Annotated in this window: 19 protein-coding genes; 7 read left to right on the top strand and 12 right to left on the bottom strand. The window is 48.9% G+C overall.

Features of this window, described 5'->3' with window-relative positions:
* Positions 1-63 precede the first annotated feature (63 nt).
* Complete coding sequence (locus ACMA1I_RS06925; RefSeq protein ID WP_337067567.1) at positions 64-1,488, top strand: T9SS type A sorting domain-containing protein; 1,425 nt, start codon at positions 64-66, stop codon at positions 1,486-1,488.
* A gap of 8 nt (positions 1,489-1,496) precedes the next feature.
* On the opposite strand, the gene ACMA1I_RS06920 is transcribed toward ACMA1I_RS06925, so the two are convergent.
* Positions 1,497-2,825 carry an amidohydrolase gene (locus ACMA1I_RS06920; protein ID WP_337067566.1) on the bottom strand — a complete coding sequence of 443 codons (1,329 nt, stop codon included), beginning with the start codon at positions 2,823-2,825 and terminating at the stop codon, positions 1,497-1,499.
* 484 nt (positions 2,826-3,309) lie between these two features.
* Here ACMA1I_RS06920 and ACMA1I_RS06915 point away from each other — a divergent pair, with 484 nt between their 5' ends.
* The 4 genes from ACMA1I_RS06915 to ACMA1I_RS06900 all read left to right on the top strand — a co-directional run bounded on the left by ACMA1I_RS06915 (position 3,310) and on the right by ACMA1I_RS06900 (position 8,595).
* Entirely contained in the window at positions 3,310-5,136 is a 1,827-nt protein-coding gene (locus ACMA1I_RS06915) for a methylmalonyl-CoA mutase family protein (RefSeq protein WP_337067565.1), read from the top strand.
* A 203-nt stretch (positions 5,137-5,339) separates the two neighbouring features.
* Positions 5,340-7,484, top strand: coding sequence for a methylmalonyl-CoA mutase (scpA, locus tag ACMA1I_RS06910; RefSeq protein ID WP_337067564.1), 2,145 nt, complete (start codon positions 5,340-5,342; stop codon positions 7,482-7,484).
* Between the two features lie 215 nt (positions 7,485-7,699).
* Positions 7,700-8,104, top strand: coding sequence for a hypothetical protein (locus ACMA1I_RS06905; RefSeq protein WP_337067563.1), 405 nt, complete (start codon positions 7,700-7,702; stop codon positions 8,102-8,104).
* A gap of 233 nt (positions 8,105-8,337) precedes the next feature.
* Entirely contained in the window at positions 8,338-8,595 is a 258-nt protein-coding gene (locus tag ACMA1I_RS06900) for a hypothetical protein (protein ID WP_337067562.1), read from the top strand.
* A 102-nt stretch (positions 8,596-8,697) separates the two neighbouring features.
* On the opposite strand, the gene ACMA1I_RS06895 is transcribed toward ACMA1I_RS06900, so the two are convergent.
* The 3 genes from ACMA1I_RS06895 to ACMA1I_RS06885 form a co-directional block, all read right to left on the bottom strand.
* Positions 8,698-10,092 carry a DUF5723 family protein gene (locus ACMA1I_RS06895; protein ID WP_337067561.1) on the bottom strand — a complete coding sequence of 465 codons (1,395 nt, stop codon included), beginning with the start codon at positions 10,090-10,092 and terminating at the stop codon, positions 8,698-8,700.
* A gap of 171 nt (positions 10,093-10,263) precedes the next feature.
* A complete protein-coding gene (locus ACMA1I_RS06890) occupies positions 10,264-11,073 on the bottom strand; it encodes a DUF4249 domain-containing protein (protein WP_337067560.1) in 810 nt (269 codons plus the stop codon).
* A 14-nt stretch (positions 11,074-11,087) separates the two neighbouring features.
* Positions 11,088-13,463, bottom strand: coding sequence for a TonB-dependent receptor (locus ACMA1I_RS06885; RefSeq protein ID WP_337067559.1), 2,376 nt, complete (start codon positions 13,461-13,463; stop codon positions 11,088-11,090).
* A 777-nt stretch (positions 13,464-14,240) separates the two neighbouring features.
* On the opposite strand from ACMA1I_RS06885, the gene ACMA1I_RS06880 reads away from it, so the two are divergent.
* A complete protein-coding gene (locus tag ACMA1I_RS06880) occupies positions 14,241-14,678 on the top strand; it encodes a hypothetical protein (RefSeq protein WP_337067558.1) in 438 nt (145 codons plus the stop codon).
* On the opposite strand, the gene ACMA1I_RS06875 is transcribed toward ACMA1I_RS06880, so the two are convergent.
* Positions 14,675-16,564, bottom strand: coding sequence for a glycoside hydrolase family 10 protein (locus ACMA1I_RS06875; RefSeq protein ID WP_337067557.1), 1,890 nt, complete (start codon positions 16,562-16,564; stop codon positions 14,675-14,677). The genes ACMA1I_RS06880 and ACMA1I_RS06875 overlap by 4 nt on opposite strands.
* Positions 16,565-17,578: 1,014 nt before the next feature.
* Between ACMA1I_RS06875 and meaB the strand changes: the two genes are divergently transcribed.
* On the top strand, positions 17,579-18,559 hold the full coding sequence (gene meaB, locus ACMA1I_RS06870) for a methylmalonyl Co-A mutase-associated GTPase MeaB (RefSeq protein WP_337067556.1): 981 nt from the start codon (positions 17,579-17,581) through the stop codon (positions 18,557-18,559).
* A gap of 31 nt (positions 18,560-18,590) precedes the next feature.
* Here meaB and ACMA1I_RS06865 read toward each other — a convergent pair whose 3' ends face one another.
* The 7 genes from ACMA1I_RS06865 to ACMA1I_RS06835 form a co-directional block, all read right to left on the bottom strand.
* Positions 18,591-19,025, bottom strand: coding sequence for a DUF1801 domain-containing protein (locus ACMA1I_RS06865; protein ID WP_337067555.1), 435 nt, complete (start codon positions 19,023-19,025; stop codon positions 18,591-18,593).
* Between the two features lie 53 nt (positions 19,026-19,078).
* Positions 19,079-20,263 (bottom strand): sorbosone dehydrogenase family protein, encoded by a 1,185-nt coding sequence (locus ACMA1I_RS06860; RefSeq protein WP_337067554.1) that lies wholly within the window; start codon positions 20,261-20,263, stop codon positions 19,079-19,081.
* Between the two features lie 285 nt (positions 20,264-20,548).
* A complete protein-coding gene (locus tag ACMA1I_RS06855) occupies positions 20,549-21,367 on the bottom strand; it encodes an alpha/beta hydrolase (RefSeq protein WP_337067553.1) in 819 nt (272 codons plus the stop codon).
* 108 nt (positions 21,368-21,475) lie between these two features.
* Complete coding sequence (locus ACMA1I_RS06850; protein ID WP_337067552.1) at positions 21,476-22,018, bottom strand: DUF502 domain-containing protein; 543 nt, start codon at positions 22,016-22,018, stop codon at positions 21,476-21,478.
* Positions 22,019-22,126: 108 nt separating this feature from the next.
* Positions 22,127-23,017: a 4-hydroxy-3-methylbut-2-enyl diphosphate reductase gene (locus tag ACMA1I_RS06845; protein ID WP_337067551.1), complete on the bottom strand. Its 891-nt coding sequence runs from the start codon at positions 23,015-23,017 to the stop codon at positions 22,127-22,129.
* 17 nt (positions 23,018-23,034) lie between these two features.
* Complete coding sequence (cmk, locus tag ACMA1I_RS06840; RefSeq protein WP_337067550.1) at positions 23,035-23,730, bottom strand: (d)CMP kinase; 696 nt, start codon at positions 23,728-23,730, stop codon at positions 23,035-23,037.
* Positions 23,731-23,747: 17 nt separating this feature from the next.
* Positions 23,748-23,906, bottom strand: a complete 159-nt coding sequence (locus tag ACMA1I_RS06835; RefSeq protein WP_187270023.1) for a hypothetical protein — start codon at positions 23,904-23,906, stop codon at positions 23,748-23,750.
* Positions 23,907-23,929 lie beyond the last annotated feature (23 nt).

Here is a 23,929-nt window from a genome sequence, read left to right as displayed (position 1 = left end):
AGGTCATTTTCATTAGAAAAGTTGAAGATCAATACATCAACCTCATCAAAATTGAATACAGCTATGAAAAAACCTCTGACTCTCCGGCTTCTACTCTTGCTTAACTTCAGCTGCTTTTTCCTGTTTCAGGCACAGGCAACCCACCTGCGCGGTGGGTACATGACTTACCATGTTGATGAACAGAATTCATTCAAATATCACTTTTCTTTAATAGTTTATGCAGATGAGTTGGGTGTAAGTATGGATAATCTAGCTCATATCCATGTAAGCGACGGAAGTGTAATAAATGCACCCAGAAAGTCAATAACAGTAGAAGGTAACCAGGTTATCAAAGTTGTTTTTGAAGGGGAGCATACTTTTAGTCAGGAGAGAACATACACTGTTTTCTGGGCAGGTATAAATCGAAATCCCGGGATAATCAATATAAAGCCAACTAGTGATGTACCGTTAGTAATCCAGAGCACTTTAGATGTATCCGCTACTGCAACAAACCGTTATAGCCTGCACTACCTGGTACCCTCCAGTGCGCAAGCTTATGTCGGGCAGCCTTTTAAGTTCAATTTTCTGGCTTTCGATCAGGAAGGAGATAGCCTTAGCTATGAACTTATTACACCATATACGGCTTCCCCAACTGGCATAATTGCACCTGTTGCCGAATTTGTGCAGCCAGATGATTTCCGCGTAAACCGGTTCGGTGAGATCACTTGGGACAATCCGGCGCTAAAAGGACAATACAATTTTGCCTTACAGGTGACCGAACACCGAAACGGTAAGGTAATAGGCACCAGCATTAATGAATTTCAAATTCTTGTGTTCGATGCACTGCCCCTGCCCCAGCTCACGCTTCTCAACAAAGAGGGTTTTATCTCCTCTTCTGATAACCTGCTGCTGGCACCACCTGGCCAGAAGCTCAGGCTACAGTTTCACATAAAAACGCCTTCTAATGGTGTTGCCCAGAAAGCAACCCACGTATCTGAGCTGCTGGAACCGCACTTACGCAACCTATCTACCCTTCAGGTCTCCACCCGCGACACAACAGACGGCTTTATCTACATCATCGATTTTGTGCCATCCGAACACCTTCGGCGCAACCAACCTTATGCCATCGGAGTCAACAGCAGCACAGACAGCAACCAACCTGGCCTACACACTACCCGCTGGGAGTATGCCTACTTGTACGTTGGAGAGCAGCTGCCCCCTGAGCCTGTTGAGCCAAAGCCGGAGCCAGAACCGGAAGAGACAGAGTATAATACCTTTGCCTTATATCCAAATCCGGCCTCACACTACCTGGTAATAGAAATACCCACCCTCGAAGGTGCCTCCGAGGTTTTCTTTTTTGCCTCAAATGGCCAGCTTGCTTGCCGGCTTCAGTTAGAACCTGGCCAAAATATTATCGAAAGGCAAATAGAGCTGGCAGCAGGACTTTATACTTACCAAATTCTAAGTGGAGAGAATAAAGTACGGAAAGGTAAACTCGTGCTGCTCTGATTCTGGAACTACTTCTTTCCCTTCCCCTCCATATAAGCTAACGTAAGATTGGTGAGGGCTTTTACGCCAGTTGTTAAGCTGCTCTCGTCTATAAAAAAGTCGGGGGTGTGGTGAGCTGGAGCGGTTTTAGGGTTCTGACCTTTGGGCATGCCGCCCAGAAAAATAAAAAGCCCCGGAATCTGTTGCTGGTAAAAGGCAAAATCTTCGGCAATGGTTACGGCTTTCATAAATACTGCTTTGTCGCGGCCAGCTACAGTTTGCAGCACCGGTAGCATCCGCTCCATCAGGGCAGGATCGTTGTAGGTAACGGGTGCCATTTTCTGAATACTGACCTCTGCCGTGGCACCGGCGCTTTCAGCTATTTTGGTGGCCGTCAAGGTTATTTTATCGTGGAGCTGTTGCTGCATGTCGGGGCTGAAGGCGCGGATGGTGCCTTCCAGCTGCACCTCTTCCGGAATAATATTGCTGCGCACGCCGCCTTGTATCCGGCCGATGCTGATGACGGCGGCATCTTCGGTTAGCGGCACCTGCCGGCTCACGATGGTTTGCAGCCCTGTTACGATCTGTGCTGCCACAGTTATGGGGTCCACGCCGTCCCAGGGATTGGCACCATGCACCTGCTTGCCCTTCACTTTTATCTGGAAATTATCGGCGCTGGCCATAACGCCACCTGGCCTGTACAGCAGTTGCCCCACCTCTGCCTGCGAGTTCATGTGCAGCCCAAAAATAACTTCCGGTTTCGGACCTTTGTTCAGCACCCCCTCCTTCACCATCAGCGAAGCGCCTCCCTCCTCACCTAAGGGCGCTCCTTCTTCTGAAGGCTGAAAAATAAATTTTACGGTGCCAGGCAAATCGGCTTTCATGCTGGTTAGCACCTCAGCTGTAGCCATAAGTATGGCCACATGCGCATCGTGGCCGCAGGCATGCATTACGCCAACCTCCTGTCCGTTAAAAGTAGTGCGCTCTTTAGAAGCAAAAGGCAGATCTACCCGCTCTGTTACCGGCAGGGCATCCATGTCGGCTCGCAGTGCTACCACCGGCCCTGGCTTTCCTCCTTTTAAAATGCCTACCACACCCGTGTGTGCCACGCCGGTTTGCACCTCCAGCCCCAGTGCCTGCAAATGTTGAGCAACTTTAGCGGCAGTCCGGGTTTCGCGGTTGGCCAGCTCTGGGTGCTGATGAAAATCGCGCCGCCACTCCAGCATCTTCGGCTCCAGCTTAGTGGTTAAAGCAGTGGCCTTTGTAGCCAGCTTAGCGTTCTGTGCAACTACCGGAGCTGCAAACAAGGCAAAAGCAAAGGGTACGGTATATTTCAGGAAGGTGTAGCTGTTTTTCATTTTAAGCAAATTTAGAAAAGGCAAATTACGGGATATCTATGAGAGAAGGAAAAGATCGGGTAGCCTGAGAACAGGATGTACAGCAAATCACGTTTCCAGATCTGAATTCTTCTAATGAAACTGGCCTTCCGGAGGCTTTTTCCAGGCCATAAGGTATAGAGCTTTACATGCTATAAATTATAGCCATTGTTACAGACTAACCTGCATATACATTTTTATATCTTCCCGTTTTTAAATCATCAATTAAAAACTACCGCATCAGCACATTAAACAAATTATTCTAATAAAATCGGCCTTCCGGAGGCTAAGCAAGATAATAAGGCTAAGGCACCCTTCATTTCCAAATCTTCAAATTTCCAGATCCTCAAATCTTTAAATTCTGAAACCCGGCAAACAGATAAATTCTGCTGTTTATGCGCACACCCAGCATTTTCTATCGTAAAGGATAAAGCTTTATCTTTACAATAAAACAGACCTAACCGAGATGATGGACGAAAGCCTGCGCCCTAAAAAGCTTTTTACCGAGTTCAGACCAGCGCCAGTAGCTGCCTGGGCCGAGAAAGCACAGAAGGACCTCCGCGACACCCCACTGGAAAGCCTTACCTGGAACACAGTGGAGGAGATCAGACTGAAGCCATACTTTAGCAGCGAAGATGTGCAGCAACTGCCCTTGCAAACACAGCGGCCCGGTAGCTTTCCGTTTGTGCGCGGGCGCAAAACCGAACAAAACAATTGGCTTACAATTCAGCAAATACAGGTAACAGGCAATGGCCAGGCAGCCATCGATAAAGCAGCCGCTGCACTGAGCAAAGGGGCCGATGGCATTCATTTTATAATTCAGGAGCATCAGCAGTTCGATGTGCCCTACTTGGTCCGGACAATCGACCTCTGCAAGTTCACTGTTTCATACACTTTACAGGATTCGCCTCAGCTGTTTCTGGAGCGCCTGTATGCGCACCTGAGCCAGCTGCAAATCTCACACCGCAACCTGCAGGGCTTCCTCGATTATGACCCGCTTACAAAAGAAGGAAGCCTCGGAAAACAAGAACTCAAAGCACTTACCAAAGCCCTTAACCTGACCAAAGACAGCGGCGAATTATACAGCATTACCGTTAATGGCACCAGCTTTAGCAGGATTGGTGCCTCCACAGTGCAGGAAATTGCCTATACCCTGAGTGCAGCAGTAGAGTACATAGACCAGCTTACTACCGCCGGCGAAACCATAGAGTCGGTGCTGCGCAACATGCAGTTTCACATGGCCTCGGGCACCAATTACTTTTTTGAGATTGTGAAGCTGCGGGTGGTGCGGCTATTGTGGGCAGCTGTGGTAGAAGCTTATCAGGCAGAACCAAGCCTGGCAGGTCAGCTCAGAATCCATGCCTCCAGCTCTAGCTGGTACCAAACCACCCTCGACCCTTACACCAACGTGCTCCGGAGCACCACAGAAGCCATGGCCGCTGTAATGGCTGGTTGCGACTCGCTTACGGTATTGCCCTTCGACTCTACTTATAAACAACCAGAAGAGTTTTCGGAACGCATTGCGCGTAATGTGTCTATTATTCTGAAAGAAGAAGCTTACCTGCACCAGGCCATAGATCCTGCTGCCGGATCTTATTACCTGGAGGCCCTTACACAGGAATTGGCGGCCAAGGCCTGGGATTTTTTTAAAGAGGTGGAGGCATTAGGCGGCTTTAAAGATGCCTACGACCGGGGCTTTATCTTTAAGTCGATTACCGAAGTGAGCCGCAAAAAATTTAGTGCACTGGCAACCGGCAGGCAGGTGTTGGTGGGCACCAACAAGTACACTAACCCCAAAGAGAAGATAGATTTTGATCCGGAACAGCTGATCCAGAGCGCCGACTTCGATACTACCCGGGCAGCTTACCCCACCGAAGTTATGCGGATGGCCACTGAACTGCACCTGCGCAAGCGCAAGCGGCGTCCTAAAGCTATTGTAGCCATTATCGGCGAATCGGTGCAGCGCCGTTCGCATGCCACTTTTGCACAGGAGTTCCTGAGATGTGCCGGCTTTGAGACGGTGCAACAGCCTTACCAAACCGTTGAGGCAGCCTCGGAGCAGTTGTTACAGGCCGAGGTAGAGGTAGTGGTGGTATCGTGTGCGGAGGCAGCCTATGCCCGAGAGTTCGGGCCAAAACTAAAAGCCCACAAGGCCAAACCTACTATTATTATGGCCGATGACCCGGAGCAGATGAAAGACGAACTGGTAGCAAACGGCTTCGACGAGTTTCTGTTCGAAGACTGCGACACAGCCACCCTGCTCGACTTGCTGCACAAGCGGCTTATTTCCTGAATTTTGAATTAGAGAATGAGTGATCGGGTGAATGACTTTGATTAAACAAGATTTAGAGGCAGGCCCAGATATTCTATCTATCCTAAAATTTTGTCAGCTCTTAGATAGAGGCCCGAAATAAAGATTCAGACAACATTCACTCATCCACTCAATCAAAGCTCACAATTAGTAAAATCACTCCTCCACTCACTCAAAAATAAAGGATGAAACCAGACTTCTCTAACATAGATATACACAAAATAGCTGCTGCCACGCATGGCCCTAAAGCCCCGCTCCCGGCCGCTACCTGGCAAACTGCGGAGCAAATGGAGCTGAAAAGCTTTTACACACCCGAAAATGTGCAGCACCTGGAGCACCTCGACTTTGCCGCTGGCCTGCCACCTTACCTGCGTGGCCCCTACAGCACCATGTATGTGCAAAAGCCCTGGACTATCCGGCAGTACGCCGGTTTCTCTACCGCAGAAGAGTCTAATGCTTTTTACCGTCGCAACCTGGCGGGCGGGCAGAAGGGGTTATCTGTTGCCTTTGACCTGGCTACGCACCGCGGCTACGACTCCGACCATCCCCGTGTAGTAGGCGATGTAGGTAAGGCCGGTGTGGCCATCGATTCGGTGGAGGACATGAAAATTCTGTTCGATAAAATTCCGCTGGACCAGATGTCGGTTTCTATGACCATGAATGGGGCCGTGCTGCCTATAATGGCCTTTTACATAGTGGCAGCCGAAGAGCAGGGTGTAAAGCCGGAGCAGCTGAGCGGTACCATTCAGAACGATATCCTGAAGGAGTTTATGGTGCGCAACACCTACATTTACCCACCGGAACCGAGCATGAAAATTATTGCAGATATTTTTGAGTTTACTTCTCAGCACATGCCGCGCTTCAATTCCATCTCTATTTCGGGCTACCACATGCAGGAAGCCGGTGCCACTGCCGACATAGAGTTGGCTTACACACTGGCCGATGGCCTGGAATATGTGCGCACCGGTCTCAAAGCCGGCATGAGCATCGACGATTTTGCGCCGCGCCTCTCCTTCTTCTGGGCCATTGGCATGAACCACTTTATGGAAATTGCCAAACTGCGTGCTGCCCGTATGCTCTGGGCTAAACTGATACAGCCCTTTAACCCCAAGAACCCGAAATCGTTGGCATTGCGGACTCACTGCCAGACCTCCGGCTGGAGCCTGACGGAGCAGGACCCTTTTAACAATATTACCCGCACCTGTGTGGAGGCACTGGCTGCTGCCTTAGGCGGCACTCAAAGTCTTCACACCAACGCGCTAGACGAAGCCATTGCCCTGCCTACTGATTTTTCGGCCCGCATAGCCCGCAACACGCAGCTGTACCTGCAGGAAGAAACGAACATCACCAAAGTAGTAGATCCCTGGGGCGGCTCTTATTATGTAGAAACACTGACGCATGAGCTGGCACACAAAGCCTGGGAGCTAATAGAGGAAGTAGAAGAACTTGGTGGCATGGCTAAAGCCATAGAAACCGGCTTGCCCAAAATGCGGATAGAAGAAGCCGCAGCCCGCAAACAAGCCCGTATAGACTCTGGTAAGGATGTGATTGTGGGTGTAAATAAGTACCGCCCCGAAACTACCCAGGAAATCGAGATACTCGACATTGATAACACCGCCGTGCGAGAATCGCAGTTGAGGCGGCTGGCACAGGTGAAAGAAAGCCGCAACCTGGAAGCGGTGCAAAAGGCTTTGGCCGATTTAACAGCTGCAGCTCAGGCTGGCTCCGGCAATTTGCTGGCGCTGGCTGTAGAAGCAGCCCGCCAGCGCGCCACGCTGGGCGAGATATCTGATGCGCTTGAAAAAATATATGGAAGACATAAAGCCGTGATACGATCTATTTCAGGAGTTTATGCGGCAGAGCTCTCTGATGACGAGAACTTTGCCAGAGCCAAGGCGCTAGCCGATCAGTTTGATGCGCAGGAAGGTCGCCGTCCTCGCATGATGGTGGCCAAAATGGGGCAGGACGGGCACGACCGGGGCTCCAAAATAATTGCCACCTCCTTTGCCGACCTCGGCTTTGACGTAGACATAGGTCCACTGTTCCAGACACCAGCCGAAGTAGCCATGCAAGCCGCCGAAAACGATGTGCACGTGGTGGGGGTATCGTCGTTGGCAGCAGGACATAAAACGCTGGTGCCCCAGCTGATCGAGGAACTCCGCAAACTAGGCCGCGAAGACATTATGGTGATTGTAGGCGGCGTTATTCCGGCTCAGGATTACCAGTTTCTCTACGATGCCGGTGTAGCAGGTGTGTTCGGCCCCGGCACCATTATCTCTGTCGCCGCACAGGATATTCTGGAGAAGCTGCTGAAGGGGATTGATTTCTAAATAAACCTAAACCTGGCGCGGGGCTGAGTTCCGCGCCAAGGTGCCTAAATTGATAACAGCGAATTGATGACCTACCTAAAACTCTTCTTCTAAAAGAATAGCCTTATTCTTACCTTTGCTAAATAAGCGAAAGTATCCGTATTCGTCTCCTCCTTTTTCAAATCAAGAAAACTCAAACCCAGAGGCAATAATTTGTAGCCTGCATTTACCTACCCATGAAACTCAAATACATATTAGTTGCCATTGCAGCAGCCCTCGTTCTCTGGTTCATTTTCGACTCCTTCTCACAGCCCGGCCCTCAAGATCTGAAAGGCGATTTTAAGGAAGTGGCTATGTACCGCAACGAAAACAACACTGGCCCCATTGTGCGGGTTTATGCTGTAACAGTGGCCGATACGCTTTGGCAGGAGATGCAGCAGTATGGCGATTTTATGCCGCACACCAAGTATGGCAACACCAAAGTTTACTTTTTCCAGCAAGGCACTAACGTACCGGAGCAGGTAACAGCCGGAAAAGCGAACATACCCGCCGCCTACCAGCAGTATTGCCTGGCCCGTTACGAAAAAGATGCTATGGGACAGGTGTCGTTTGTGAGGCAACCTTTCCGCAAAAATAACTAAACCTGTTACTCTCTAGCATAAATTAACCCTAGTTCTCTGCAGGTGCTAAAAACCTCCGGAAGGCTATTTTTATTAGAAGAATTCAGTTTTTATTAGGCGATTACAGGCTTTTAGCAAATTCAGCTATATGTCGCGATAGAACCTATCGTATGGCTTGCGTATAACCTACCTTAAATGCTGTAGCAATTTTTAGATAAACCTGCAGCGGTAGTTTAACCTTAGCTTGATAATCTATGAAAAATAAACTCAAACTGATACTAGCTACATTGTTTATAGGGTCCTCGCTTAGCCTGGCATCCTGTGGAGGAACAGGTGGAGAGTCTGGTGAGAATGCCAGCATGCCACCTGAATCGTTAGAGGGTGACACTCGTGAAACAGGTGCCGACATTACAGGCGACCAGCCCGGCACCGGCACTTCCGACACGCTCAGTACCAATGCTACCGGCACTGGTACCGATAGTGCCGGTCTCGGCACTACGACAGGCCAATAAGCATAAAAAAGCGGCTGCTCAAATCGGGCAGCCGCTTTTTTATTACCGTAGTTTATGGCAGTCTCTATCCAGAGGGCATGTGCTGTAACAGCACATGCAACTCTACCTTGCGGCCTTGCCTATTTTAAACCGCAGAAAGCCTATGGCAAACGAGGCGCCAGGGTTACTGTCGGAGGCGGGGGCTAAAATGTCGCGGGTGGCGAAGCCAAATTCGTACACGGGGGTTACAACAGAAAAGCCGAAGGGCAGGTTAAACTTGTCGCCGGCACCTGTAGAGACCCCGGAACTTAAGCGGATAAACCGAACCGGCATATAATCCACACCCAATCCTACGAAGCTCGACGATAAATTGCCAGGCGCTTTGTTTAAGGGTGCCACAAAATCAAGCCCTACTTCCACCCTTTTCCCCAACTGCATGCCAACGCCAGCACGCAGGCGGGTGGGCAGGCTAGTCTGTATTTGACCTACAGGAGAAAAGGTAAAGGCGCTGTCGACTACATTCTGAGCAATGTCTATAAACTCATCCCAATAATCATCGTTGTTTCGTTCTCCTCTTGGCGGCAACCTGAAACCATTGTCTTCTCCCACAAGCAAGTTCTTGTTCCAGGTCATTTTGCCGATGTCGGTAACAGAGAGAGATGCTTTTACCATCTTGTTTATTTCTGCCGAAACGCCCAGATCAAAGCCGTGGCCATGCCCCACAGGATGCAGCGCCCCTTTATCGCTTCTGTAGTTGAAGTTGGGGTTGTTAATGTACTCACTGTAGTCGATGTCCAGAACAGGAGAAGCTGCATTGTAGGCTTTTACGTCGCCATTTAGGGCGCTGAACTCATAAATTGCCATGCCCTGCAAATATTTATAACCTACACCGGCATATAAGTCGAGCAGGGGCAACTCCAGTAGTTTCCGGCCATACGCCAGATTCCACTCATTTAGCCACGATGCTTTTATGGCAGTGCCATCAAAAACATCCGACACATATACAATGTCGCCTGAGTTTACTTCGTCGTATATGGGGGCATCGTCGCCAAGAAAAGCCAACTCTGCAAAGTTCTTGTTGAAGGCCACATGCCCAAGCATACGCTGCCGGTTACTGAAGGCAAAGCTGCCGACCTGGCCCAGGTTGGCCGATATGGCAAAGGTATTCAGCTCTGCGCCCACATTCAGCACATTATTACTTGCAAAAGCTTTGGCAAATTGCTGCCGATCGGCCATAGAAATATTCTGCGGGCTTGAAATATCCAGAAACTGACTTAGCGTTTTCCTGTTAAACGTTTGCGAGCTCACACCTGCCCCACCTTCCATTACCGTAAAGGCCACCAAAGAGGTACCTCTGGCAAGATTAGAAGGGTTTACACCAATAGCTTGGTAATCTGTAACAAAGGTATTCATCACACCCCCGCGGCCTGTCGCTGAAAAGCTGCTTAGCTCCACCTGGGCCAGCACCTGCACCTGGCTCAGGAGCAGAAAAAAGAAGAAAAGTATAATTCTATGCATATTGCTTGATAAAAGTTTTTCTGGAAGTAATGCAGGAAACTTAGATGCAGCTGCTTCTTCAGCAGCAAGCTCAAAGATAGAAGTTAGCTCACTTTTTTGTACGACTTTTTATATCTACAAAAGACTATATCCGATTATTTTTTTGTGAAGCCTGTTTTATGCACCCAAAATTTATTCTACTACCGTACTTTTTCGCTGCACGGTATGCGCACTAAAATAACCCAAAGCACCACCTGTAATGTTGGAGACTGGGTTACCCGGTGCGGCCGCATTTTGACCTATGGTTTGTTCCAGGCTATAAAAATAGTTGTATACCGCACTATCTATAGACTGCATTTCTACCAGAATGTGATCGCCCACCTTAATATCTCCTTCATCATCGCCAAACCGTGGCAGCGACCGTCTTACCAGCCGGCCATCGGTGTACTGATCGCTGCTGATATAGACAGATTTTACTTTTTGGTTGTTAATGTACAGCTCATAGCGGTAAAAATTCGGTACACCAGCAGGGTCGTTGTATTGGGCGTATGGTATCCACATCGGTTCGCCAAAAGTAGTTAGCTCCTCTACATAAAGACTATCGAAGGGCACAGGCTCCGGCATGGTAGAAACAGCGCTAAATGTTTCGTCGCCGATAGTTACCACCAAGTGGTACGACCTACCGGGTACTCCTGCAAGGCTGGAAATAGCGTAAACGCCTGGGCTCTGCTGCGTGAGCGTTTCGGTATTGCCGGCATTGTCTGAAACAGTGACTACGGCATTACTAACGCCTTCGAACACATTATTCTCATCGAAATTTTTGGTGCGGCTTATTTTCACCTGGCCCGGGTTATCTCCGTTGGTAATGTTGCCTTCTATCACATAGCGGGCGGAGGCAGCATTTAAGTCCACATCTATTACTCTTTCGCAGGCGCTGAGCAACTGAGTTAAAACTGCGGCAGCAAGCAAAAGGAGCAGGTAGCGCATTTGATATAGTTTCATCTTGAACGACTGGTTTAGAATTTGAAGTTGTAAGAGACGGAAGGCACCATTTTAAAAAGGGCAATCTGGTAAGCTTCTGTTCTGGATGGGTCTACCTCATTTTCTCTAAAATTAATCAGGAAGGCATTTTCGCGGCCATATACATTGTAAATACTGAAGACCAGCTCCGAAGAGTACTTTTCGGTATCTTTTAAGGTCTTAGTAGCTCCTATGTCCATGCGGTGGTAATCAGGCATGCGGTAGCCGTTACGCTCAGTATAATAAAACACCACCTGGTCGTCTACGCGGTACTTGCCGGCTGGGAAGGTTACGGCATTGCCAGTGTTGTATACCCAATTGCCCGAAAGCGTCCACTTCTCCGAAAGCTGGTAGATTCCTACTATCGAGACATCGTGGGTTCTGTCTTGCCTGGCGGCATACCAGTTATTGTTGTTAATGCCATCTATCAGCCTTTCGGAGCGCGAAAGGGTGTAGCCGATCCAGCCATTAAGCCGCCCAAATTTCTTTTTCAGGAAAAACTCTACCCCATATGCACGGCCTTTGCCAAAGAGCAGCTCTGTTTCCACCATATCGCTGTTGGTAATGTTGGCACCGTCTTTATAGTCGATCTGGTTCTGCATGTGCTTGTAGTAACCTTCTAAACTAAACTCATATAAGTTGTCCGAGAAGTTCCGGAAGTAGCCCAACGAAACCTGGTCGGCCAACCCCGGCTTTATGTTATTGGAGCTTGGCACCCACTTATCGGTGGGGTTGGTAGTGGTGGAGTTAGAAAGCAGGTGCAGGTATTGGCTGGTACGCGCATAAGATGCCTTCATTGAAGATGTTTCGTTGAGTTGATAAGCCCCTGACAGGCGCGGTTCCAGGTTAAAATATGTTTTCACAATTTTGCCTGAGCCATAGCTGGTAGTGCCAATAACCTCCTTATTCTCGTTGATGGTGTAAAAATCGCCTTTGCCAAAAATGCTGAAAGAGGTGAGGCGCAAGCCATAAATCAGGCTCAACCGCTCGTTGGCCGTCCAGGTGTTTGAGATGTAGGCAGCATTCTCCAAAGAATACCTTTCCTGCAGGGCACTCGGATTAATATTGGATTCTCCTGTTACGGTAATCTCGCCGGGTACAACTTTGTGGTAAATAGCGTTAGCGCCAAACTTAACGGCATTCTGTGGATTCGGGAAAAACTCAAACTCCTGCTTCAGGTTCAGATCCTGGATACGGGAAGTTATTTCAAAGCTGTTGTTGTTCGTGTTGATGCCAATTTTATAATTATAATCGCTGAAGATGAAGGAGGTGTTGGAGAAGAGGCGGTCGCTGACCAGGTGGCTCCAGCGCACGGTGCCGGTGGCATTTCCCCAGTCAATGCCAAACTCATCACGAAAGCCTAATTTATCGCGGCCAAAGTAGCCTGACACAAACAGCCTGTCTTTCTCAGACAAGGTGTAGCTGAGCTTGGCATTAAGGTCGTAAAAGTAAAGCGAGCTGTTCCTGAAATCATCGTCGCCGCTCAGCTTCAGAAACGTATCGGCATAGGTTCTGCGCCCGCTTATCAGAAACGACGATTTATCTTTCTGAATAGGACCTTCTACGTTCAGCCTGGCTGCAATAAGGCCAATTCCACCACTTACCTGATAATCCTGGTTGTTACCATCGTTCATCTTAATATCCAGCACCGACGAAAGCCTGCCCCCATACTCCGAAGGCATGCCGCCTTTGTACACGGTCACATCTTTTATGGCATCGGAGTTAAAGGTAGAGAAGAAACCCAGCAAATGCGAGGCGTTGTAAACTGGTGCATCGTCGAGCAGGATCAAGTTCTGATCGGCCCCTCCTCCTCTTACATAAAAACCAGCGTTGCCTTCGCCCACCGACTTAATGCCAGGCATGAGCTGCACCGATTTGAGCACATCGCGCTCGCCCATGAGTACAGGCAGGAGGTTAATTTCTTTCATATCCAGCCTCTCTACCCCTGCCTGCGGACTTCTTACGTTTTGGTCGGCACGCGAAGAAGTAACCACCACTTCGTTCAGCTGCCGGCTCTGCGACTCGAGCGAGATATTCAGCTTCAGGCTTTTGTCGAGGTTTACTTTTTGCTGCTGTTGCTGAAAACCAACATAATCGATCAGGAGTGTGTAAGCTGCAGCCGGAAGCGTGAGCGAGAAGTTGCCATATTCGTTTGTGGCGGCTCCTGTTCCGGGCAATTCTGCCACACGCACGGTTGCCCCTATCAGGGTTTCGCCGCTGGCTTTGTCTTTAATAGTGCCGCTTATGGTGTACTTCGGAGCCTGAGCCGATGCGTTGTAGAATACTAGGAGCAGGCAAAAGAGCAATGGCACAATAGAGTAAATCTTACTCTTAAACACAGGAGTAAAGGTCATTTCAATGTCAAGTTTCAATCGTTTAAATTTAAACGAACCTATATAGTTTGGAATTCAACGCTGATTTTGCGTCGTATAGTATATTCAGAATTATTCAACAGGCGGAGGGAATATAAGTTTACGGGAGAAACAAAAATCGCAGAAGGTGGCATTTTATATGTTGTGCTTCGCAGCACTAGTCACTACGGCTTTAAAACGTGGCAAAGGTACAGTTATGATATAAATATCGTAAATATAGTATGTTTGACTGGGCACTAACAGCATCACCTGTTTACTTTTTTGTTAAACTTCCGGGTTTCTTGTAGAGAAGAAGCGAAAGATGCATCATAGATTAAGTTCGCCTAGATACTTTAATGCTGTTAAAGCTGTAGTTAAGGTATTTTATTGACCGTGTTTGGGGTTTTATTATTTTGATTTTGACCCGATCCCGAGCCCGCTTAACGCGCAAACACTTTTTCTATATTTAATTTGTGGACCTGGCAAAGGTATATGCTTTATAGCTTCGTGCTGGTATCTAATTTCAGCATTCAGCTACTGTACAACATAAATTATTCTAATGAAAAAGGCCTTCAGGAGGCAATTTATTGCTTTTATGCTTTGGGCTTGGCAAGGGCGATATTGTCCTTTACCTACATGCAGATAGCAAGGTTAATAGCAAGGAGAGGGTGCAGCCTGACCAGGCACCATAAAATGCAAAAGAGGTTTTCTGGTCCGTCGCGTGCCAATTTCTTACGTAACTAATCTAACAGGACCAAACCAAAAATGTTGGCTACTTTTGCCTTTAAAACACAACGCATGACACGAGACAAACAAGCAGTTCAACAGCTCTACGACAAAATTCTGCCGGCACTGGCGGCCCAAATACATCAGAACCTGGAAGCGGTGTTTCCCATGTTTCACGATTTTCACATGGAACGTGTAGTTGATACCTGGTCCAGGGGAGCGGCAGACTCAACAGAAGAAGTAAGCATAGAAAAGGGCAATGTGCAGCAACTGGGGCTCCGGCTGCGGTTAGAAGGTTTTCAGCGGGCAGGCGCACCAGCTTTCGATTTAGCCAAAGACCTGCTCTTTAAGCTGCACCACAGTTACTACGAAGTCGGACCTGACAAAGACAAAGTCTGGTTGGAGAAGCAGTACGACCAGCCCTGGCAGCAAACCGAGTATTCTGAAATTGCGGAGCGCTGGTCTGAGGAACTCATAGAAGCGCTCACGCAGAAGCTTCAAAGCTTTTAATTCAGCATGATCCGCTTTACCCGCCTTTCCTTGTTTATGGTTAAAATGAGCAGGTTTTCGCCAGCCTCTAATTTGGACCTGTCGATGCTAAGGGTATAGGTGCCGGACTTAAACTTCCGTTGCAGGGCTTCTGTTTTCACCTTGCCATCCAAGGAGGCCAGCACCACCTTTACCTCCGACTTTTTCTTTAGCTTCAGGTCGAGGTAATACGGGGTCGACACGGTGCTAACCTGGTTACTTCCCACGCCAAAGGCAGCTTTTTGTGCCGCCATTGTTTTGATGTACTGTATGGTTCTGGCATCCAGAGGCTCCACCTGCTCCAACACAGGCTCAGGCTCAGCTTCAGGTGCAGTTGGAGCTGCACTAGCCTTCGCAATAACATGTCGCATGTTGAGGGCAACAAAGTTACTCAGATCGCTCTCCACGTTGTTGGTGCCAAGTTCCGTTATAGCCCAATAAGTGGGTTGTGCCGGCACCTGAGAGGCCCGTATGGTATAAGATTCTGAAACAGGAATAGCACGCAAAGCCCCGGCAGGTAAGGCAGCAGCATTTACAAAAGGCTCAAAAGAGCAGTAGAGCATATACCGCTTAAAGGTGTGCTTGTTTCTGCTGCTACGTTTCCAGCTAAGGTAATAGTCGCCGGTTTTTTCGTCTTTTACCATCGCAAAGTCTGTGGGGGCAGCCGGCCTGGCTCCTGGTTTCCAGGGCATGGCAGGAGGGGCAGCAGGCGCCATAAAGGTAGCTTCTTTTAAGGCTTTATGGCTCTGCAAGGTATTGTCAGTCAGGTTAGAAGCCCGGAAAATAACTGATCCCAAAGCGTTGCGATGCTGGTTGGCCCGCGATATGCCGATCTGGTTTGGCAGCTCCAGTTCTGTGGCACCTTTGGCCAGCAGGCTGTGCCCTGCATACAGGTGGCGCGAGGCGCTAAACGTTTTGTCGGACCACCACTCGAGCAGCTTGCGGTAATCCTGGTTGCCGCCAATAACCCAATACAGCTGTGGCGAAAGATAATCTACATAGTGCTTTTCCAGCCAGGTAAGCGGGTCGGCATAAATGGCGTTGTAAGCATCCATGCCCTTTATGCCAGCCGGCACATCTGTTTTCCAGATGCCAAAAGGGCTCACTCCAAACCTGGCCTCCGGCCTAACCGATTTTAAGGCCAGTTGCACCAGCCGCATGGTTTCGTTTACGTTGTCACGGCGCCAGTCTTTAATATCTTTAAAGTTTTTGCCGTATCTGGCAAAGGTAGCTGCATCTTCGGAAGCAATTCCTTTAAAGTTACCTTCGGGGTAAGGATAGAAATAATCATCGAAATGCACCCCGTCTATGGCATAGTGCTGTGCCACTTCGCGCACCACCGAGGCCACATATTCCCGTACTTCCGGCAAACCTGGGTTAAGTATTTTTTTCCCGTTAGCAAAGCTCAGGAGCCAATCAGGTTTCGTTTTGGAAATGTGGTTGGCCGCAAAAGGCACATTTGGGCCAGAGTTAGAATTAACGCGGTAAGGGTTAAACCAGGCATGAAGCTCCAGCCCTCTCTTATGCGCTTCTTCAATGGCAAAGGCCAGTGGGTCGTACTCCGGGGCTACCCCCTGCACGCCGGTCAGGTACCTGGACCAAGGCTCTTTGCTCGATTTATAAAAGGCATCGCACTCGGTTCTCACCTGGAATAACACCACATTCAGGTTAGCATCTTTTATCTTATCGAACATTCTTTGCAGCGCCTCTTTCTGCTTTGCGGCAGGCTCGCCTTGCTTTGGCCAGTCGAGGTTAGCCACGGTAGCCACCCATACCCCTCTGAATTCCCGGTTTGGCTGCTCCTGCGCAAAAGCGTACAAACACAGTAAGGCACTGATAATAAAGCAAAGCAAAAACTTAAAATTCATGGAGGTTGTGTAAGAGAACTGTGATTAGCCGAAACAAGAAGCCGGCTTATCTCAAAGAACTAAAATATAGAAAATTCCATATTCTTTGAGACTATTCCGGTCCAGTCCCGTCAATCAAAATTACAGAGGCAAACTGTATCTGGCAATGGTAGCCGGAAATATAATTTGGCAACGGCCTATTCTCTGTTTCATTGTGGAATGGAAGTCCAAATAAGTTATAGCATAATTTCTGCCTGCTATTTTTGCGCTCTAGGCTTTTAGGGTCTGTATTACCTCCGGAAGGCTGTTATCATTAGAAGAGCCTTTTGGCTGAGCCTAATTCATTATTAGAAATTAAGAAGGAGGTTTTATAAGAGACCTGCTTAGCTGGGAAAGCCTAAGGCCCTGTACGTCTTTTTGGCCTCTGGAAGGCCTTTTTTATTAGAAGAATTTCGCTGAAGCATTCATAAGTAATGTATTGCGGCAGGAGGCTACAGAGGAAACATCTGAGCCAGGTGCACCCATTGACGATTTTTTGTTTGAGTGGTCAGCGAGTGGGGGTGCAGGGGCCCCCTTTAGACAAAATCGTCTTGATTTTTTTGGTTCTTTTTGTATCAAGACAAAAAGAACAAGTAAGCCAGCAATACAATAACTTCACTCCGCTATCACAGCAAGAAAAGAAGCTATGTGAACTTAGACTAAAAAGCTAATAGCCACTGCCTTTGCTTCTCGCCCACGCTAGAAAGTGAAACCGTTGGCTTGAAAGTACGAGCTACAAGCTCTTACTAGCGAGGAATTCAAACCAAAAAGTTAATAGCAACTGCTGTAGCCTCTCGCCCACAAGATCTTTTCAAGATGACAAGAAAGGGAGTGAAAAAGGGCAGCAAGAAAATTTATTATCGTTATAAGTTCCGTTAACTACACCAGGCATGCGGCAGCGGCAGATTTATATAGTTAAAGCTGGCGAAAGCTGTCGGAAAGCTTAAATTTGTGAGGATAGCATTGACAAATTGTCGGAACCTAACACCTATCTCCTTGGCGAAACGATTTAGTGCAGAAACCTACGTAGCAGGAATACTAGCTGGCGACCGCGTGATGCTCAGCCGGGCTATTACACTCGTAGAAAGCAGGTTGCCATCTGATCAGGAACTGGCGCAGCAGGTCATTAACCAGGTGCTGCCCCACACCGGACAATCGTTTCGGATCGGCATTACCGGGGTTCCGGGCGTAGGTAAAAGCACGTTTATAGAAGCATTTGGCCTTTACCTGATTCAACAGCAGGGCAAAAAGCTGGCAGTGTTGGCCATAGACCCTACCAGCCAACGCACCGGTGGCAGCATACTCGGCGATAAAACCCGTATGGAATCGCTGTCTCACCACCCAGATGCTTTTATTCGTCCCTCCCCTGCCGGCAAATCGTTGGGCGGCGTGACCAAGAGTACCCGCGAAACCATTTTGCTCTGCGAAGCAGCCGGTTACGATGCCATAATAGTGGAAACAGTGGGCGTAGGACAGTCAGAAACAGCTGTGCATGGCATGGTAGACTTTTTTCTGCTGCTGATGCTGGCAGGAGCCGGCGATGAACTGCAGGGCATAAAGCGTGGCATCATGGAAATGGCCGATGCCATTGCCATCACCAAAGCCGATGGCACAAACCAGCAAAAAGCAAAAGCGGCCAAAGCAGAGTATCAGAATGCCCTGCACCTGTACCCGCTCCCTGCCTCTGGCTGGCAGCCCCGCGTTTCGGTTTGCTCTGCGCTGCAGCAAAGTGGCCTGGAAGCCATTTGGCAAACTATGGCGGAGTACCTGGCCCACACACAGCAGAACCAATTTTTTGAGCAGAAGCGGCGCGAGCAAAATCTGCAGTGGTTGTACGAAACCATCAGGCAGTCGCTCGAAGAAAAGTTTTATGCCCACCCGCAGGTACAGGAGCTGCTACCTGCCATTATGAGCCAGGTAAAGCAAGGGGAGAAATCAGCGTTTGCCGCTGCCGCAGAACTGCTCCGGCTTGCCTGATCTCTCCCAACATTTATTGCCCTACCAGGTTTTAGCTTTTTTGTTCTCCCTCCGGATACCTGGCCTTCAGGATTTCTACAGAGTTACGGACAAGCTTTTCTAGTATGCTGATGTTTATGTCTTCAATTTTTTTGATGTAGAGGCAGCCTTTGCCGGCTTTGTGCTTACCCAGAGCCTGCAGCAATTCATCCTGTTCCTCCAGGCCAGGCACTAGGTACAGCGATATGTTTTGCTTCCGTGGCGAAAAGCCTACCAATGGTGCATCGCCTTCGTGGCCGCTTTTGTATTTATAGTGGTAGCTACCAAAGCCAATAATGCTTGCACCCCACATTGTTGGCGCAAAGCCGGTCGCGCGCTGCATCAGGTCCTGCAATGCATAGCTGTCCTTTCGCTGCTGTTCATCCTCCACTGCATCCAGAAAGGCGGCAACCTGAACTTCTGTTGGCTTAGTTTTTTGTTCTTTCATGCTTTCTCTGAGCTTAAAGATCAGCTGGCACATGTGCAGCCTTCGCTACAGATTTATTTTGTGTAACTGATGCGGTACACACAACTGTTCTTGTCGTCTGATACCAATAAGGCACCATCGGGCATCACAAGCACATCTACAGGTCGGCCCCAATCGTCGGTTCCGTTCTGGAGCCAGCCTTCGGCAAAAGGCTTGTAGTCAGTTACGTTGCCACTGCCATCGAGGGAGGCCAGCATCAGGCGATAGCCAATTTTTTCGGAGCGGTTCCAGGAGCCATGCTCGGCAATAAAGATCTGGTGGCGGTACTGCTCTGGAAACATGCTGCCGGTGTAAAACTTCATCCCAAGCGAAGCGCCGTGCGGACTAAGCGTTTTGGCCGGTTTCACAAAATCAAGGCAGTTGCGTTCCTTGCCAAACTCAGGGTCGGAGATGGTACCGGCATGGCAGTAAGGGTAGCCAAAGTGCTGTCCTTTCTGGCTTGCGCGGTTCAGTTCATCGGGTGGCAGGTTGTCGCCCATCATGTCGCGGCCATTGTCGGTAAACCAGAGCTCTTTAGTATCAGGGTGCCAGTCGAAGCCAACGGAATTTCGCACACCTTCCGCATAAACTTCCAGTCCGGAGCCGTTGGCATTAATGGTGGTAATGGAGGCGTAAATCGGCTTTTCGGGTTTACAGATGTTACACGGTGCCCCTACCGGAACATATAATTTGCCATCCGGGCCAAAGGCGATGTATTTCCAGCCATGATGCTGGTCGGTGGGGTACTGGTCGGTAACCACCTCGTACTTAGGCTTATCGCGGAATGTCTGCTCAATGTTTGGGTAACGCAAAATGCGGCTGATCTCAGCTACATACAAGGCTCCATCCTTTATGGCGACTCCATTGGGAGTTTCCAGGCCCGAGGCTACCTCTACCACTTCATCGGCCTTGCCGTCTTTGTTTTTATCTACCAGGGCGTATACTTTGTCGTTGCTGCGGGTGCCTACAAACACAATACCGGAAGGGCTAATGGCCATAGAGCGGGCATCGGACACATTGCGGGCATAATAATCTATCCGGAAGCCTTCGGGCAAGGTAATGTGCTGCAGGTCTTCGTTCATCTCCTCGGCAGGTCGGCTGCCTTCAGAGGCTGGCATTTGGGCTTGCGTTGTTTCGTCAGGTTTTTTATCGGAGGAACAGCCACTGCTCATTACCAGTAAGGCAGCAGCTACAAAAGTGAGTCGGCTAGGTATTTTCATAAGATGTAGTTTATCGTTTAGGGGGCAAAGAAACAGAATTCCGGAATGCTTTGCCAATTTGGGTTAAATATCGCCGGGTTTACTTGTTCTAAAAAAGCCTTCTGGTGGAAGTTGATAAAATTTAGATATTAGATGCTAGACCATCATTTAGTTAACAGATAAGAGGCAGAAAAGAGTATCCAAAGCCTTAGATCAATAATCAACAACCAATTCTGCTAATAAAAAGAGCCTTCCGGAGGCAAAACCAGGCTTTGAACAGGCAGGGTTCATTTACACTGAGCAGGTTCAGGTTTCGCTTACCAAGCCTTGCCTCCTTTGCTGAAGTAGCTTTGCCACCTCCTGCAGCAGGTGCGTGTGTCCGGTCTGCAGCATTTCCAGCCTGCCCTGGTCCAGAGCCTCTACAAAAGTTTCAAATCGTTTGGGAGCAATTACCTTATCGAACTGCCCCAAATAAACCGTTACGGGCAAATGGTGCCTGTTTATGTTGCTGATGATATCTTGAATATCGAACTGTAAATGCTTAAAGCCGATCCAGCTGCGATACACGCGCAGTCGCCTTTGCCGGGTATCCATCTGGTGCCGGGCAAAGCGCAGCAACCCTTTGCCAACCAGTTTTAGCCGGTGCATCAGCTTCAGGAAACGAAAAAAAGGAGTCGGCTTTAGCACGGTGCGTTTAAAGAGCTGCTGCATCCAGCCTGGGTAGGTGGCCATGTTGTACCAGAAATTGGTCTGGATGCCATCGGGGGCGATCAGGTGCAGGTCTTTTACCCGTTCCGGCATTTGCTCCACCAGGGCCAGCGCAAACTTGCCGCCCATGCTGTAGCCCATCAGCGAAAAGCTTTGCACCCCTTCCTGCGCCAGCAGCTGCAGCATCAGGTCGCGCAGGTGCTCTTTAGAGAGCGGCACCAGGTTTTTCTGAAGGCTGCTTTTGCCATGAAAAAATAAGTCGAAAGCGAAAATGGTGTACTCCTCCCCCAGCGCCTGTTCCATGGGCAGAAAATAAGCACTTGTTTGCCCGTACCCATGAAACGCCAGCATAACTTTGCTGCCCCGGCCCAGTACCCGGTAATGCAGCCGCGACTTATGGAGGTACAGAAAAGGCATATGTGCTGGAGAAATTATTTAAATGAATTTGCCCTTCCGGAGCATTTTTCAACTAAAAAGCGACCAGGGTATGTGGCTTACGGGAGGTTCTTATGCCATACGGAACTGCTAGAGTTTAGATACTCCGCCCGATACCACAAATTTCATAACATCGGAGCTTGGCAGGTCGAGGAAGACCACATTTTTCCGGGGCACGATGAATAGCTCTCCCGAAAAGTTATAAGAGTGAGGAAAGTAAACAGCCACCCGATCATCCAGGGTGATCGAATGAAAATCTTCCTGCGTTACAAAGCCCATCTTAAAATTATCGGAAGCTTCGGTCATTTTTACCATCACCGGTTTATTAAACTTCTGGTTGTCGCCCACAAAGGCATCGAACAGGTCTTTTATGCTCGAGTAGATAATGCTCACTAGTGGCACCTTGTTCAACAGCCGCTCTCCTACCACAAACAGCGGCTTCACAAAAAAGAAGGACCCGATAAAGCCTACGAAGGTAATCAACAGCACCATCAGCAGGATACCCAGACCGGGCACTCCCAGGTCAATCATGCTATCGAGCCAGTCTATAACGGCCACCACAATCCAGATGGTGATAGTAAGAGGTGCAACAATTAAAAGTCCGTTCAGGAAGTAACGAAAGAAGCGTGCCATGGTAAGATTGAAAAAGAAAAGGCTTTGCGATTGCAAAGCCTAAAGGTACTAAGCATATGGTTAAAATGCAGTAAACAGGCGGCAAAATGCCTTACAAGTAACCTAATGTTATACTACTTCTGTGTTAAAAGCATAAATACCATCCGAAACCTGTTGCATAAGCCACATGGGGGTGGAGGTGGCGCCGCAAATGCCTACGCTTTCGGCCTGCTCAAACCACTCTTTCTGTAGCTCCTGCTCGTTCTCTACAAAATAGCTATTCGGGTTGTTTTGTTTGCACACACTGTACAAGGCTTTCCCGTTAGAGCTCTTTTTACCGCTCACAAACACAATTACGTCGTGCTCGGTAGAGAAGCGGGCCAGCTGCGGCTCCCTGTTCGACACCTGCCGGCAAATGCTGTCGTTGGCATCGAAGGCGGGTAAGGTGCTATCCTGGTTCGCCTGCCGAATGCGCTCTTCTATCAGGGCTTTTATGTGGTAAAAACCTTTGGTACTTTTAGTGGTCTGGCTGAAAAGAGTAACAGGGCGCGTAAAGTCTATTTTTTCAAGGTCTTCTTCTACTGTAACTATAATAGCTTCATCGCCTGTCTGGCCTGTTAGGCCGATAACCTCGGCGTGCCCTACCTGGCCGTAAATCACGATTTGGCCGGCATCTTTTTGAATTGAGTCGAAGGCGTGCTTTACACGGTTCTGCAGCTTAAGCACCACCGGGCAGGAGGCATCAATAAGTTCTATGTTGTTTTCGAGTGCTAACTGATAGGTCTCCGGCGGCTCGCCGTGTGCACGAATAAGCACTTTACAATCGTGAAGCTGCTTTAGCTGCTCCCGGTCTATAATCCGGAGGCCTTTGGCATAAAGCCGCTGCACTTCCATGCCATTGTGTACAATGTCGCCCAGGCAATAAAGCTCCGGTGCGTGCTCCATTTCGTCTTCCGCCATCTGAATGGCAAACTCTACACCAAAACAGTAGCCGGAATTCTTATCAATTGTTACGTTCATTTCTACAAAATACTCTTTTACTCAGAAAAATCATCAACCAGCACTTTGGAGGCCACCTTATTCAACACAAACTCCACCTGCTCGTCGATCATCATATACGATGTATCGAGCAGGTAAGCGTCTTCAGCGCGGCGTAAGGGGCTCTCGGCGCGCGTAGAGTCAATCAGGTCGCGCTTCAGCAGGTTGTCTCTTATCTCGTCCAGGTTTACCAACTGTTTTTTCTCTAGCAGCTCCTGCTGCCTTCTTTTTGCGCGGGTGTCTACATCGGCTGTCATAAAAATTTTCACCTCTGCATCCGGAAAAACGGCTGTCCCTATGTCGCGTCCATCCATCACCACACCTCGCTTGCGGCCCATTTTCTGCTGCTGCGCCACCATGGCACGGCGCACTTCTACCAACACGCTTACCTCGCTTACCTGGTTCGAGATGTACATTTTCCGTATCTCATCTTCTACGTTCAGGTTATTGAGGTACACTTCGTTTCGTTTGGCCCTTGGATTGTAGTGAAACGAAACCTCAATACTGGCGAGGGCTTTGCTTATTTCTTTGGGATTGGTGAAAGAAACGTGGTTCTCGAGGAAATACAGCGTAACAGCCCGATACATAGCTCCCGTATCGATATAGGCATAACCAAGCTCGGCGGCAACTCTTTTAGCGGTAGTACTTTTACCACAGGAAGAATAGCCATCGATCGCGATCACAATTTTTTTCATAAAGTGCAGCGTAGAATTTAGTTAGAGTCACAAGGGCAAGGCACGTTTTTACCACGCTTGCTCTTCTTCTGATAAGCAGCCGTCTTTTTTTGCTGAGGGGTTTTTGTGGAACAGCCTGCCAGCGGACCTGTGGCCAGAAACGCGGCCAGCACCACATAGGAAATTATCTTTCTCAAAACGACTAATTTTAATGCAAATA

The sequence above is a fragment of the Pontibacter sp. 13R65 genome (assembly GCF_047525655.1).
Lineage (GTDB): Bacteria > Bacteroidota > Bacteroidia > Cytophagales > Hymenobacteraceae > Pontibacter.
Note: the sequence above shows the minus strand (reverse complement) of the source record. Positions and strands in the feature narration are given on the sequence as shown.

Coding starts and splice junctions, on each gene's coding strand:
- ACMA1I_RS06900 (WP_337067562.1), top strand. CDS start 8,338: ATGAAAAATAAACTCAAACTGATACTAGCTACATTGTTTATAGGGTCC.
- ACMA1I_RS06860 (WP_337067554.1), bottom strand. CDS start 20,263: ATGAAAATACCTAGCCGACTCACTTTTGTAGCTGCTGCCTTACTGGTA.
- scpA (WP_337067564.1), top strand. CDS start 5,340: ATGAAACCAGACTTCTCTAACATAGATATACACAAAATAGCTGCTGCC.
- ACMA1I_RS06925 (WP_337067567.1), top strand. CDS start 64: ATGAAAAAACCTCTGACTCTCCGGCTTCTACTCTTGCTTAACTTCAGC.
- ACMA1I_RS06895 (WP_337067561.1), bottom strand. CDS start 10,092: ATGCATAGAATTATACTTTTCTTCTTTTTTCTGCTCCTGAGCCAGGTG.
- ACMA1I_RS06890 (WP_337067560.1), bottom strand. CDS start 11,073: ATGAAACTATATCAAATGCGCTACCTGCTCCTTTTGCTTGCTGCCGCA.
- ACMA1I_RS06880 (WP_337067558.1), top strand. CDS start 14,241: ATGACACGAGACAAACAAGCAGTTCAACAGCTCTACGACAAAATTCTG.
- ACMA1I_RS06850 (WP_337067552.1), bottom strand. CDS start 22,018: ATGGCACGCTTCTTTCGTTACTTCCTGAACGGACTTTTAATTGTTGCA.
- ACMA1I_RS06915 (WP_337067565.1), top strand. CDS start 3,310: ATGATGGACGAAAGCCTGCGCCCTAAAAAGCTTTTTACCGAGTTCAGA.
- ACMA1I_RS06875 (WP_337067557.1), bottom strand. CDS start 16,564: ATGAATTTTAAGTTTTTGCTTTGCTTTATTATCAGTGCCTTACTGTGT.
- ACMA1I_RS06865 (WP_337067555.1), bottom strand. CDS start 19,025: ATGAAAGAACAAAAAACTAAGCCAACAGAAGTTCAGGTTGCCGCCTTT.
- cmk (WP_337067550.1), bottom strand. CDS start 23,730: ATGAAAAAAATTGTGATCGCGATCGATGGCTATTCTTCCTGTGGTAAA.
- ACMA1I_RS06855 (WP_337067553.1), bottom strand. CDS start 21,367: ATGCCTTTTCTGTACCTCCATAAGTCGCGGCTGCATTACCGGGTACTG.
- ACMA1I_RS06905 (WP_337067563.1), top strand. CDS start 7,700: ATGAAACTCAAATACATATTAGTTGCCATTGCAGCAGCCCTCGTTCTC.
- ACMA1I_RS06920 (WP_337067566.1), bottom strand. CDS start 2,825: ATGAAAAACAGCTACACCTTCCTGAAATATACCGTACCCTTTGCTTTT.
- ACMA1I_RS06845 (WP_337067551.1), bottom strand. CDS start 23,017: ATGAACGTAACAATTGATAAGAATTCCGGCTACTGTTTTGGTGTAGAG.